Genomic DNA, 12,606 nt, shown 5'->3' with positions numbered 1-12,606 from the left:
GCCGCCGCGATTTCTCCGGTAGAAACAGCGTCATGACGGCTGAACACGGCGAGTTGACGACCGCCGGCATGCTGCGGGCCAACGCGCGGAACTGGGACGCCCGCACCCCGGTGCATGTCGCCAGCGCTTTCTACGGTGCGGACGGCTCCCGGCCGGCCGACAGCTGGTTCGCCCCCTTCGAATGGGAGGACCTCGGCGATCTCCACGGCCGGAGCGTGCTGCATCTGCAATGTCATCTGGGCACCGAGACCCAGGCGTTCGCCGGGCATGGCGCCGCGCACACCGTCGGGCTGGACTTCTCCGGTGCGTCCATCGCCGAGGCCCGGCGGCTGGCGGCCGGGTCGGGGCGGGACGTCGAGTTTGTCCAGGCCGATGTCCATGAGGCCGTCGAGGCACTGCGGGGGCGGCAGTTCGATGTGGTCTATACGGGCAAGGGTGCGCTCTGCTATCTGCCGGACCTGCCCGGGTGGGCGGAGGTGGTCCGCGCACTGCTGCGGCCGGGCGGGGTGCTGTATGTCGTGGAGTTCCATCCGCTGCTCAACGCACTGGGCCCGGTTCCCTGCCCCGATGAGAGTCAATTGCTGCTGCGGCACGACTACTTGGCGGGCGGTGGTCCGATCACCCATGTCTCGCCCCACACCTATACCGACGGCCCGCCACTGCGGGAGGCCACCACCAGCTATGAATGGCGGCATGGCATCGGCGAGACGGTTACCGCCGTGATCGGCGCGGGGCTGCGTCCGGACCTGCTGCGGGAGACGGACCTGCTGCCCTGGAAGCGCTTCGGCACCATGCTGCCCGCGGAGAACGGGTGGTGGCGCCTGCCGCCGGATTCGGCACCGAGGATTCCGCTGATGTTCGCGCTCCGCGCGACCGCTTAGCCGACGATCAGCCGGTGGGCCGCGGCCTGGTGCCGTTCAGCAATGCCATGCCGAGTTCGGTGAGCGAGTGGTGCACGGTGTAGCCGGAGCGGCGGGTGCTGATCAGCCCGGCGCCGCGGAGCACCGTCGCATGCTGGCTGGCGGAGGCCTCGCTGACGCCGATGCGCCGGGCCAGTTCGCCCGTTCCACAGCCGTGCGCCAGCTCGTGCAGCACCTGGGCCCGGGTGCGGCCGAGCAGGGTGACCAGCGGGGCCCGGGTGCCTTCGTCCATCCAGTGGGCGCGGTGCGGGACCGGGTGCACCAGGACCGGCTGGGCGCCCGGTTCCAGCAGGGTGATGGGTTCGTTCGCACAGAAGAAGGACGGCACCAGCGTCAGTCCCCGTCCCTCGAGGTGGAGGTCCTGGGACAGCGGATAGGGCAGCGACAGCACGGGAGGCTCCCAGCGTGCCGCCGGATGCAGTCCGAGCAGCAGCCGCTCCATGCCGCCCGCGGTCAGTGCGGCCACCCGGGTCGCGCGGTCGGCGGCGATGTGTTCGGTCACCTGCCGCCAGTACGGGGCGAGCGCCAGCCGGTGATAGGTCCGCATCGCCCGGCCCAGCGCGTCGAGCGTCCCGGTGTCGCCGTCGGCGAGCCGGGCGAGCTGCCCGGTCATCGGCCGTCTCGCCGCCGCGAGACGGCCGATGTCGGCCCGGAGCCGATGGCGAGGTGTGGCGAGCACGGTGTCGATGGCGCACTCCAGCTCTGCGGCGCCCGCCGTGGGGGTGAGAAAGTCCGCGGAATAGCCGGTGGGCGGCGCCAGTTCCCCCAGCAGCCGGGCGTGCGGCGCGGGCAGGCCGTCGGTGAGCCTGCGCCGTACGGTTCCTCGCCAGCGTGCGAAGCCGTCGGCGGCCGGACGGGCCGCTTTTGTCTGCACCAGGTGGACGCTGAGCAGGGTCTCCCACAGCACATCGGGCCCATCGGCGAGCCGGGTTCTGAGCAGATCCGCCCCGGTGAAGTGGATACGCAGCACCATGTGTGACCAGACGCGGCCGTCCGCTCCGGCGGTTGCCCAGGGCCACGGAGCCACTCCTTCGAGTGAAGACCTTGGGTGAGCGGCGGCGGCCGGTCAGCCTCGGGGCTTGGTCAGCAGCAGTTCGGTGTTGTGATCGGAGGGGCTGCCGAGCTTCTTCGCCGGGGTGGCATGGGGGTCGTTGTAGGACAACTCACGGTAGAGCGCGGCGAGTCCGGCATCGGAGGTGTCGCCGAAGTCGGTCGGGTGACGAGCGGCGGACTCCACCAGGGTGGTGAACAGTGACAGGGTGCCGTCGCCGTTGTCGGCTATCTCGATGATCCGGGCGTGCTGCGGGTAGTCGATGTGGGAGGCGGTGTTGATCTCCCAGAAGGCGCGTTCCGGCGTCGCATGGCCATGGGCGAGGACGCGGTTCTCATGGGTGTGGCCATTGACCCAGGCGATGACGTTGGGGTAGCGCTGCAACAGTGCCACCAGTGCGTTGCCGTCGTGGCGGCCCTCGAACGGGTGGTGCGGGTCGGGCAGCAGATTGCCCATGCTGGCGCTGGTGTGGTGGCTGAAGACGACCACCAGTTGCCGGGACCCGCCGCCCTTGACCAGGCGGCCGTCGGAGTCGTACCAGTGGCCGCTGTGCGACCGCAGGACGGACTCCAGCCACTTCAGCTGGGTGGTCCCGATGGAGCCGTCGGCGAATCCGGCCGGGTTGGTGGTGTCCAGGCTGACACCCAGCACGCCGTCCGCGAGCGGGAAGGTGTAGTACAGCCGCCCGCCGGCCGCGGCGGACGCCGTGAAGCCGTGGCCCACCGGACCGGGGCCGGTGTACGCGGGGTTGAGGTGGGCCTTGGCGAACTCCGCGGGGGTGAACGGCGCGCGCCGTGGATCGGGGGTGATCCGGCGCACCGGTCCGGCGTTCTTCAGCAGCCGGGCGAGCCGGGCGACGGCCTCGGCGGGATCCCTGCGCAGGGCGTCGGCCAGCTTGGCGGCGTCGGCGTCGTCGCATCCCTCGAGTTTGCGGTCGCCGGTGTAGAGGGAGTGCAGCAGGCCGAGGTCCGGCAGGGTGCCCTCGATGCTGTCGTCGTGGTTGCCGATGGTGCTGTACCAGGGGGTGCGCAGGCCGGGCGCGGTGAACGGGCGGCCCGCGGCGGAGAGATAGCCGGGCACCTCGGGGAAGCCCTTGGCCTTGTAGGAGTCCCGGAAGGAGGATTCCGGGTTCCAGTACTCGGCGCTGCCGGAGTTCTGCACGCCCTCGTAGCGGGTGGGGTCGCCGCTGTTGGGGGTGATCGCGCCGCCGCTCATCACCGTGAGGTACCAGTCGAGTTCGATGTGCTCGTGGTTGTCGGTGTTGTCACCGGTCGCCATCACCAGGGAGAACGGCTTTCCGGTGAACGGCCCGCCGGGCAGCGAGTTGATCCGCTCCACGAGCGAGGAGGCGCCGCGTACGGTCAGCGCCTCCTGGGGGCGGTGCGCGCTGTCGTTGTAGCGGGCGAGGTACTCGAACCGCACCGGCGACTCGGTGTCGACCAGGTGCAGATCGGTGAACTGCACCAGGCTGGCGAGCCCGGTGCGCCGCCCGTCGCGCGCGGGGGCCGCCGCGGCCAGGTCGGTGCGGACCACCAGCGGCCAACCGGGGCCGGAGCGCAGGCGTTTGTAGGGGCCGCTGCCCGTCGGGGTGGCGACCTGCTCCAGCGTGGTCCCCTCGGTGCGGACGGCACGGGCGGCGGTGGCCGCCACGGCGCGGTCGTGCGCCGAGGCGGTGGCGAACCGGCTGTCGGCCAGGGTGAGGGCCGCGGCGGAGGCCGCCGCCGCGGCACCGGTGAGCAACTGGCGTCTGCTGTATGCGGGCATGCGGCGTTCTCCTGGGTCGCATCTCGTTACCGGCGAGTAAATATTCGCCGGTCAGCCTGGCGGCCGGGAACGGCCATTCCGTGAACGATGTGGGAAGAAATGGTGAGCAGCGGTTGTCGGATGGCCGCCGCCGCTCGATCGCCTGCGGGTAACCGCCCGGTCACCGCAGGTCCCACGGGGGGTCATCTCCCCTTCCCCGGGCGTGCTTAGCGTCCCTGCATGACGACCTTTCAGGCGTCACCGGTCCGTCTTCGCGTACAGGCCCTGGCGATGCTCATCGCGCTGGCGGCACTGTGCGCGGCGGCCGTGACCGGCGCCGTCATCGTGCGCGGTGCTGCCGCCCGGCTGCGCGACACCGTCGCCGGGCGCGCGGCGACGGCCGCCGAACTGCGCTTCGCACTCGCGGACCTGGACGCCCAGCACGCCGACTCCCTGGTTCCGGGCCACTCCGCCGACCGCCCCGCCGTGCTCCCGCCCGGCCGTTCCGCGGAGGACTATGGCGTCGGCAACCGGCTCCTCGCGCTGCTCACGGCGCAGCAGCGGCGTGCCGAAGTCAGCGATCTGCTGCGGCGCCTGGGGGCGGACCGGGACGAGGGCGGCCGGATCCGCTCGCTGTTGGACGGGCTCGGCCGCTATGACGACCTCAGCGGGCGCAGTGCCCAGGCGGACGAGCGGCAGCCCGACCGTCCGGCCGGGCATCCGCCGGAGGCCGCCGTGATGGTGTCGGCCGAGGCGGCCGAGGTGATGCACACGGTGCTGCTGCCCACCGTCGCCGCGCTGTCGGGTGGCTATGAGCGGCAGGCGGCTGCCCTGGAGAACCGCGCCCGGGACGCCGCCGGGTTCGCGGCCTTCGCCACCGGTGGGTGCGGTCTGGGGGCGCTCGCGGTCCTGGGTTACTGCCAGTGGCGACTGGCCCGCCGCTACCACCGGGTGGTCAATCCGCCGCTGTTGGCGGCCACCCTCGCGGCCGCCGCGATCACTCTGGCGGGTTCTTCGTCCTTCCTCTCGGCGGCCGACGATGCCCGGGCGGCCGGCCGCGACGGTCTGCGGCCGTGGTCGCGGCTGGCCGAGGCGCGCGCGGTCGCCGCGGAGGCGGCCGCCGCCCAGGGGCGTTGGTTCGTCCGCGACGCCCGTACCGGTGCGCTGGAGAGCGCGCGGTTCGACACCCTGGCCGGCCGGCTCGACGCGCTGCTGGCTCCGGACGGCGAGGCCACCGCCGCCCAGCGCCTGGCGTACCGGGACCTGTCCGTCCGCTATGGGCACTTCCGCTCCGATGACCGGCATCTGCGGGAACTGCGGTCCGCGGGGCGGCTGGAGGAGGCCACCACGGTGCTCACCGAGATCGGCCGGGGGCGGGTCGCCTTCGACTTCTGGGACTTCGCCACCGCCCTGGACCGCCTTGCCCAGCGCCGTCTGGCCGTCTTCACCGCCCACGCGGACGACTCGGGGGGCCGGTTGTCCGGCTGGCCCGCGGTCCCGGCCGCCGCGCTCGGCGCGGCGGGGGTGCTCGTCCTGGCCGGGGTGCGCCTGCGGCTCGTCGAGTACCACTGATCCGCCCGCGGCGATCACCTGGCCGGGGCGCGGCCCCCGGCGTACTCGCCCGGCAGATTCCACCGGCATGCGCGGCCCGCCGACAAGGTGCCCTGCCCCTTTCGGACTAGTCCGAACTGACCAGGCCGGTGCCGGGTATCGGGCACAACGGCCGAAGCTCACGGGCTCCCGTCGTCCCTACGATGCTCGCGCGTCATCGACCTGCCCGGCCCTCGCCGAAGGGAAGCACCGATGTTGAAGCGAGTCCTGCTGTCAGAATCCGACCTGCCCGACCGTTGGTACAACATCCTTCCCGACCTGCCCGCTCCCCTGCCCCCCTCGCTCAACCCGCTGACCATGGCGCCCCTCAAGCCGGAGGACCTGGCCCCGCTCCTCCCCCGGCAGGTCATCGAGCACGAATTCACCCGGGAGCGCTGGGTGGAGATCCCCGAGCGGATCCGGGACGTCTACACGATCTGGCGGCCCTCCCCCTTGACCCGGGCGGAGCGGCTGGAGCGGGCGCTGGACACCCCGGCGCACATCTACTTCAAGTTCGAGGGGGTGTCACCCTCCGGCTCGCACAAGCCCAACACGGCCGTGGTGCAGGCGTATTACGCGGCCGAGGAGGGAGTCCGGCGGCTGACCACGGAGACCGGGGCGGGCCAGTGGGGTTCCGCGCTGTCGTTCGCCGGTGCCCTGTTCGGGCTGGAGGTGAACGTCTATATGGTCCGGGCGTCCTTCGAGCAGAAGCCCTACCGCAAGTCGCTGATGCAGAGCTGGGGCGCGCAGGTCTATGCCTCTCCCACCCAACGGACCAAGGCCGGGCGGGACATCCTGGCCGAGAGCCCCGATTCGCCCGGGAGCATCGGCATCGCCATCAGCGAGGCCGTCGAGGACGCACTGAGCCGGGACGACACCAAGTTCGCCCTGGGCTCGATCATGAACAATGTGCTGCTGCACCAGACCGTGATCGGTCTGGAGGCGAAGAAGCAGATGGAGATCATGGGCGAGTACCCCGACGCCGTGATCGGCTGCGTCGGCGGCGGCTCCAACTACGCCGGGCTCGCCTACCCGTTCCTGCGGGACCGGCTGACCGGCGAACGGCCCGGGACCCGGTTCATCGCCGCCGAACCCGAGGCCTGCCCCACCCTCACCCGCGGCAAGCTGGCCTACGACTACCCGGACACCGCGGGGCTGACCCCGCCGCTGTATATGCACACCCTGGGGCACGGCTTCATCCCCGGCGCCATTCACGCCGGCGGGCTGCGCTACCACGGCGACGCCCCCAGCCTGTGCCTGCTCAAGGAGCACGGGCTGGTCGAGGCCCGGGCCTTCCCGCAGACCGACATCTTCGACGCGGCCGTCCGCTTCGCCCGCAGCGAGGGCTTTGTCATCGCCCCCGAGTCCTCGCACGGCCTCAAGGCGGCCATCGTGGAGGCGCTCGCCGCCCGGGAGGCCGGGGAACAGCGGGTGATCCTCTTCAACATCTCCGGGCACGGCAACTTCGACCTGGCCGCCTTCGACTCCTTCCTGGCCGGCACCCTGGAGAACCCGACCGTCTCCGATGAGCAGATCGCGGCAAGTCTGAGCGATCTGCCGTCGCCGTCGGCCGCGGTCTGAGGCGCCGTCATGGTCATGATGCGCCCCGAACTGCGCGGCACCTTCGGCGCGGTGTCCTCGACGCACTGGCTGGCCTCGGCGGCGGGCATGGCGGCACTGGAGCGCGGCGGCAACGCCTTTGACGCCGCCGTCGCGGCCGGGTTCGTCCTGCAGGTCGTGGAACCGCATCTGAACGGGCCGGGCGGCGAGGTGCCGATCCTCGCCTTCGAGGCCGCCGGTGGCCGGGTCCGGGTGGTGTGCGGGCAGGGGCCGATGCCCCGGGCCGCCACCCCGGATGCCTTCCGGTCCCTGGGGCTGGCCCGGATTCCCGGGTCGGGGCTGCTTCCGGCGACCGTGCCCGGGGCCTTCGGGGCCTGGCTGAGGCTGCTGGCGGAGTTCGGCACCCTGCCCCTGGGCCAGGTGCTGGAGCCTGCCATCGGCTATGCCGCGGACGGCTATCCGCTGCTGCCCAAGGCCGCCGAGTCCATCGCGGTCCTGGCCCCGCTCTTCCGGGAGGAGTGGACGGAATCCGGGCGCACCTTCCTGGTGGGCGGCGCCGCGCCCCGGCCGGGATCCCGGATGCGCAACCCCGCGCTCGCCGACACCTACCGGCGGATCCTCAAGGAGGCCGAGGCCGCCGGGCCCGGCCGGGAGCGGCAGATAGCCGCCGCCCACCGGATGTTCTACGAGGGCTTTGTCGCCGAGGCCATCGACGGTCACCTGGGGCGTGCGGCCCTGGACGCCACCGGGCGGCGGCACCGGGGGCTGCTCACCGGTGACGACCTGGCCCGCTGGGAGCCCCGCACGGAGGCCACGGTCAGCCGCGGCTACCGGGGCCTGGAGGTGCACAAGCCCGGGCCCTGGTCACAGGGGCCGGTCTTCCTCCAGCAGCTCGCGCTCCTGGAGGGCTTCGACCTCGCGGCGATGGGCCTGGACAGCGTCGGTCAGCTGCACACCGTCACCGAGTGCGCCAAGCTCGCCTACGCGGACCGGGAGGCATGGTACGGGGACCCGGAGTTCACCGACGTCCCGCTGGCCACCTTGCTGGGCGACGACTACGCCGAGCAGCGACGGCGGCTGGTGGGCGACCGGGCCTCGGACACCCTGCGCCCCGGCGCCCCCGACGGCCGGCGGCCGTGGATCCCGGCGGTGGACCGCGCCGAGCCGCCCCACGGCCCGCACTGGCAGGCCCAGTTGTACGAGGGGCTGCCGACGGTGGCTCCCCCGGTGGTGGCGCTGACCGAGGCACGCGGCGACACCTGCTGTCTGGCGGTCACCGACCGCCACGGCAACATGGTGGCCGCGACGCCCAGCGGCGGCTGGCTGAAGAGCTCCCCGGTGGTCGCGGGGCTCGGCTTTCCGCTGGGCACCCGGGGGCAGATGGCCTGGCTGGAGGAGGGACACCCCAACTCCCTCGCGCCGGGCAAGCGGCCCCGTACCACGCTGAGCCCCACGCTGGTCCTGGACGAGGGCCGGGCCCGGCTGGCGTTCGGCACCCCGGGCGGCGACCAGCAGGACCAGTGGACGCTGGGGTTCTTCCTGGCCCACGCCGACTTCGGGCTCGACCTGCAACGCGCCACCGAGGCCCTTGCGTTCCACTCCGAACACGTCCCGGCCTCCTTCACCCCCCGCACCCACCGGCCGCTCGTGATGAAGGTCGAGAGCCGGTGCCCCGACGAGGTCGTGGCCGGCCTCGGCCGCCGTGGGCACACCATCGAATCCGTCCCCGACTGGTCGCTGGGCAGGGTGTGTGCCGTGGGCGTCGAGCCGGGCGACGGAATGGTCCGCGCCGCCGCCTCCCCACGGGGCGAGCAGGCGTACGCGGTCGCCAGATGAAAGGAACCCCGCTTCCCATGGACGCAGCACAGCGACCGGGCACCCTCCGGACCGGCCTGCACCATATCGCGGTGGAAACCGCCGACCTCGACAACTGCGTCGGCTGGTACACCGAGTTCTTCGGCGGCACCGTCGCCTGGACCCTTGACGACTTCTCCGAACTGACCCGCGGCCGGCTGCCCGGAATCGTCCGGCTGACCGAGGTGGTGGCCGCCGGCACCCGGTTCCATCTGTTCACCCGCTCCACCGGCTACGCCCGTCCGCTGCCGGACCTGCTCCAGTTCCAGCACCTCTGTCTGACCTCGGAGTCCACCGCCGAACTGGAGGGGTGGCGGGACCGCTGGCAGCGCCTGTTCGCCTCGGGGCGGTTCGACTTCGCCCGCCCGGAGCCCGCGACGGAGATCGTCGTGGACGGCGACGGGGTCAGCAGTTTCTACACCTACGACGTCAACGGGCTGGAGTATGAGTTCACGCACATACCCGCGGCAGCCAAGGGGCGGTGACCACACTGAACGCCTACTCGGCCACCGATCTGGCGGGGATCGCCGAGTTCGGCGGCCGTGCCTATGGGGTGGAACCCCTGGTGCTGCCGCCCGATCCGGTCCGCGGCGGTGGCGGTACGGATCCGGTCGAACGGTTCTGGGAACCGCCGAACGCCCTCGGCCCACCGGACTCCGCGGACCAGCTGTTCTGGTTCCGCTGGATCACCGGGCACCAACTGACCTTCATCCTCTGGCAGGAGCTGGGACGGCGGGCCGCCGAGGGCACCGCCGGCCCGGCACCGCCGGACGCCATCCGGGCGGCCGCGCATCTGATGCGGGGCTACTCGGCCATGCTGCTCTACACCGCGTCATGTCCCCGGGCCGTCTACCACCGGGTGGTCAGACCCGGCATGGCCCTCTACCACCCCGGGTTCAGCGGCGCCTGGGCGCGCGACTACGGACCGGTGCGGGCGCTGCTGCGCGGCCGCCTACCGGCGGGCTGGGACGGCCGGGCCGGCCCGCTGCTGCGTGAATGCGCGCTCAACGAGAGCCTGCACGAGGGCATCGCCGCCAAGCTGGTGCCGGGCGAGCCCTCGCTGCTGCAGTCGTCGGCGGGCCATGGCCGCAATCTGCCCCGGGACACCCGCGCGGCCCTTTTCGACACCTATTTCCTCACGCTCCGGGCGCCCTGTTCGCCGTCGGAGGTCACGGCCCAACTGCTGCGCCGGGTCGGGGCCGTGCGGGACGACCTGAGCAACAACGGCCTGTACCCCGACTTCGCCTCCAGCCGTCTTGAGAAGCCGGACGCGCTGGCCACACCGGACGTCGAGGAGATCGAGCGAGCGATAGCGCATCTCCTGAGCGTCATCGCCTTTGAGCGGATTTCCAGCGGCTGAGGAAGGAACCGGTTCTCTTGACACCTGATGTGATCGTGGTGGGCGGCGGCATCGCCGGCTGTGCCTGCGCCGAACGGCTGTCCGCACGCGGGCTGAGCGTACTGCTGCTGGAGCGCGGCCCGTTGGCGGGCGGAGCGACGGGGCGCAACCAGGGCGGTCTGCTGCCGAGTCCGCTGCCCGCCTGCGGCGGCCTGTACGCCGAGGCGGTCTCCTACTACCGGCAGGTGGCGCAGGAGGGTGATGTGCCCTTCCAACTGCGCCCGCACGGTTATCTGTTGGTCGCGAACGACGAGGACAGCATGGTCCGGGCGCGCGGCCACGGCCGGGCGCTGACCGAGGGCGGATTCCCTTCGCATGAGGCCGACACCCGTGAACTCCTGGAGCTGGAGCCCGGCTTGGCACCCGATCTGGCGGGCGCGGTGGTGGTCGAAGGGGCGCACGCCTTCCATCCGGTACTGGCCGCCACCGCCCTCGCCCGGCGGGCCCGGCGCGCGGGTGCCCGGATCCGGACCCAGGTGCCGGTGCGGGGGCTGCTGCGGGACGGCGACCGGGTCACCGGTGTGATCACCGACGAGGGGCCGCAGCCGGCGGGCGCGGTGGTGCTCGCGGCGGGCGCCTGGTCCAGGAGCCTGGCCCAGCAGGCCGGGAGCGACATTCCGGTGTTCGGGGCGCGCGGCTGGCTGGTGCGTACCGCGCCGGTCACCGGAGCGGTGTTCCGCCACACCCTGATGCAGTCCACCTGGCACGGCCCCGTGGGGCTGAAGCGGCAGGGGCCGCCGCTGCTCGAGGACACGGCCGACCCCGGTCTGACGGAGGCGGGCACCCAGGTGGTCTTCTCGCTTCAGCCGCTGCCCGGCGGTGAGGTGGTACTGGGCTCCAGCAGCGGTCCCGCACTGCAGCTGGACGACGTCCGGGACGGAGAGCGGGCGGTCTCGCTGATCTCGGCGGCCGCGGCGCGTCATGCGCCGGTGCTGGGCAAGGCACCGGTGCGCGCGGCGTGGTCGGGGGTGCGCCCGATGTCCCCGGACGGCCTGCCGATCGTGGGGCCCGCGCCGGGCGCCCCGGGGCTCTGGCTGCTGTCGGGGTACGGCATCGACGGCATGCCACTGGCACCCGGGACGTCCCGGCTGCTGGCGGACCACCTGGTGGACGGGCGCCGCCCGGCCGGAGCGGAGGCGTTCAGCCCCGGCCGGTTCGGCTGAGCGATGGTGGGAGGCGGCGAGCACAAAGCCGCCGTCCGCCGGGTTGGGAACATCTCACTCCTCGTCGGCTCGGCTGTCCGTCAAGGGGGCCGCCACGCTGCCGGCGGGGGCCGGGCACCGGCGCTCCACCAGTGACAGCAGCGGCCCGGTGGCGGCGGTGGTGACCAGTGCCATCAGCGCCAGTACCAGGAAGAGCCCCGGGGTGAGGATCCCCGCCGACACCCCGGCCTGGAGCACGGCGATCTCGGTCAGGCCCCGGGTGTTCATCAGTACGCCGAAGCGCAGGGCCGCCCGGGTGGGCAGCCGGGCGGCATGTGCTCCGGCGTAGCCGCCCGCCAGTTTGGCCGCGGCCGCGAGCAGCAGCGTCAGGAGCATGGTCACCCCGGAGAACCCGGCCGGCCCGTCGATGGCCGTGGCGAGCCCGGTGGTCACGAAGAACGCCGGAACCAGCAGCAGGCCGAGGCCCGCCACCCGGTGCACCACACGGGTTCGGTGCCCCCGGGTGCCGTCCTCGGGCACCGCCAGGCCGACCAGCACGGCACCGTAGATCGCGGTGAGTCCGGCGCGCTCGGTGGCGGTGGCGGCGGCCACCGCCACCGAGCCCAGCAGGACCGTGGCGGCGATCGGCCGGCGCGCGCACCAGGCGCCCACGCCCGGCCGGCCCAGCACCGCCCGGGCCGCCCGGGCGGCCGCGGCGCCGCCGAGGATCACGGCGACCGCCTGCCCGAGCCGTTGGCCGCCGCCGGCCGCCACGGCCAGCGCGGCGGCCAGGAACAGCCAGGTCAGGGCGTCGATGGACACCGCGGTGAGGACGGACAACCGTCCCTCGGGCGAGTCCAGCAGGCCCCGGTCGGTCAGCACCCGGACCAGTACCGGCACCGCGGTCACCGCGAGCGCCGCGGCGAGCAGCAACACCAGGGCCGCGGCGGGTGCGTCCCCCCGTTCTCCGGGGGCGTCCCGCCACACCACCCAACAGGCCAGCAGGGCCCCCGCCGCCAGCCCGGGCAGCAGGGAGCCCGCCAGCAGCCAGGCGTACGAGCGGGGTGTCACCTCGCTGCGGCGCGGCCGGGCGGTGTGCCCGGCGCCGGTGAGGTACAGCGCGAGACCGGCCACCCCGGCCGTGTGCAGGTGGTCCCGCACCGCCTCGGGCAGCAGCGTTGTGGTGACGCCGCGTCCGGCCACCGCCGACAGGGCGGGGACGAGCACCAGGCCGAAGGCGATCTCCCCGATCACCGGCGGCTGGCGCACCCAGCGGGCCGCGCCGCCGGCCAGCCGGGCCGCCACGAGCGCGACGGCCAGCACCACCGCGGCATGGAGCACGGTCAC

Annotated in this window: 10 protein-coding genes; 7 read left to right on the top strand and 3 right to left on the bottom strand. The window is 73.1% G+C overall.

All coding sequences use genetic code 11. The features are described from left to right. Positions 1–32: 32 nt before the first annotated feature. Positions 33–881, top strand: a complete 849-nt coding sequence (locus ABCR83_RS23580) for a class I SAM-dependent methyltransferase (protein WP_462697143.1) — start codon at positions 33–35, stop codon at positions 879–881. 7 nt (positions 882–888) lie between these two features. Here the strand turns inward: ABCR83_RS23580 and ABCR83_RS23575 are convergent, their stop codons facing one another. Both ABCR83_RS23575 and ABCR83_RS23570 read right to left on the bottom strand, forming a co-directional pair. Further along, complete coding sequence (locus tag ABCR83_RS23575; RefSeq protein WP_462697142.1) at positions 889–1,947, bottom strand: ArsR/SmtB family transcription factor; 1,059 nt, start codon at positions 1,945–1,947, stop codon at positions 889–891. 39 nt (positions 1,948–1,986) lie between these two features. Beyond that, positions 1,987–3,735, bottom strand: a complete 1,749-nt coding sequence (locus tag ABCR83_RS23570) for a TIGR03767 family metallophosphoesterase (protein WP_462697141.1) — start codon at positions 3,733–3,735, stop codon at positions 1,987–1,989. 219 nt (positions 3,736–3,954) lie between these two features. Between ABCR83_RS23570 and ABCR83_RS23565 the strand changes: the two genes are divergently transcribed. The 6 genes from ABCR83_RS23565 (at position 3,955) to ABCR83_RS23540 (ending at position 11,280) form a co-directional block, all read left to right on the top strand. Then, positions 3,955–5,286 carry a hypothetical protein gene (locus ABCR83_RS23565; protein ID WP_462697140.1) on the top strand — a complete coding sequence of 444 codons (1,332 nt, stop codon included), beginning with the start codon at positions 3,955–3,957 and terminating at the stop codon, positions 5,284–5,286. Positions 5,287–5,517: 231 nt separating this feature from the next. After that, positions 5,518–6,885, top strand: coding sequence for a TrpB-like pyridoxal phosphate-dependent enzyme (locus ABCR83_RS23560; RefSeq protein ID WP_462697139.1), 1,368 nt, complete (start codon positions 5,518–5,520; stop codon positions 6,883–6,885). A 9-nt stretch (positions 6,886–6,894) separates the two neighbouring features. Beyond that, the gene (locus ABCR83_RS23555) at positions 6,895–8,700 is read left to right on the top strand and encodes a gamma-glutamyltransferase family protein (protein ID WP_462697138.1); all 1,806 of its coding nucleotides are present in this window, start codon (positions 6,895–6,897) and stop codon (positions 8,698–8,700) included. 17 nt (positions 8,701–8,717) lie between these two features. Beyond that, positions 8,718–9,203: a VOC family protein gene (locus ABCR83_RS23550; RefSeq protein WP_462697137.1), complete on the top strand. Its 486-nt coding sequence runs from the start codon at positions 8,718–8,720 to the stop codon at positions 9,201–9,203. Next, complete coding sequence (locus ABCR83_RS23545) at positions 9,200–10,078, top strand: L-tyrosine 3-hydroxylase (protein WP_462697136.1); 879 nt, start codon at positions 9,200–9,202, stop codon at positions 10,076–10,078. The genes ABCR83_RS23550 and ABCR83_RS23545 overlap by 4 nt, the downstream gene beginning before the upstream one ends. 17 nt (positions 10,079–10,095) lie before the next feature. After that, on the top strand, positions 10,096–11,280 hold the full coding sequence (locus ABCR83_RS23540; protein WP_462697135.1) for an NAD(P)/FAD-dependent oxidoreductase: 1,185 nt from the start codon (positions 10,096–10,098) through the stop codon (positions 11,278–11,280). A gap of 54 nt (positions 11,281–11,334) precedes the next feature. Here the strand turns inward: ABCR83_RS23540 and ABCR83_RS23535 are convergent, their stop codons facing one another. Continuing rightward, complete coding sequence (locus tag ABCR83_RS23535) at positions 11,335–12,606, bottom strand: cation:proton antiporter (protein ID WP_462697134.1); 1,272 nt, start codon at positions 12,604–12,606, stop codon at positions 11,335–11,337.

The sequence above is a fragment of the Streptomyces xingningensis genome (assembly GCF_054957865.1).
The sequence above is the reverse complement of the archived record's forward strand: the minus strand, read 5'-3'. Positions and strand labels throughout refer to the sequence as shown.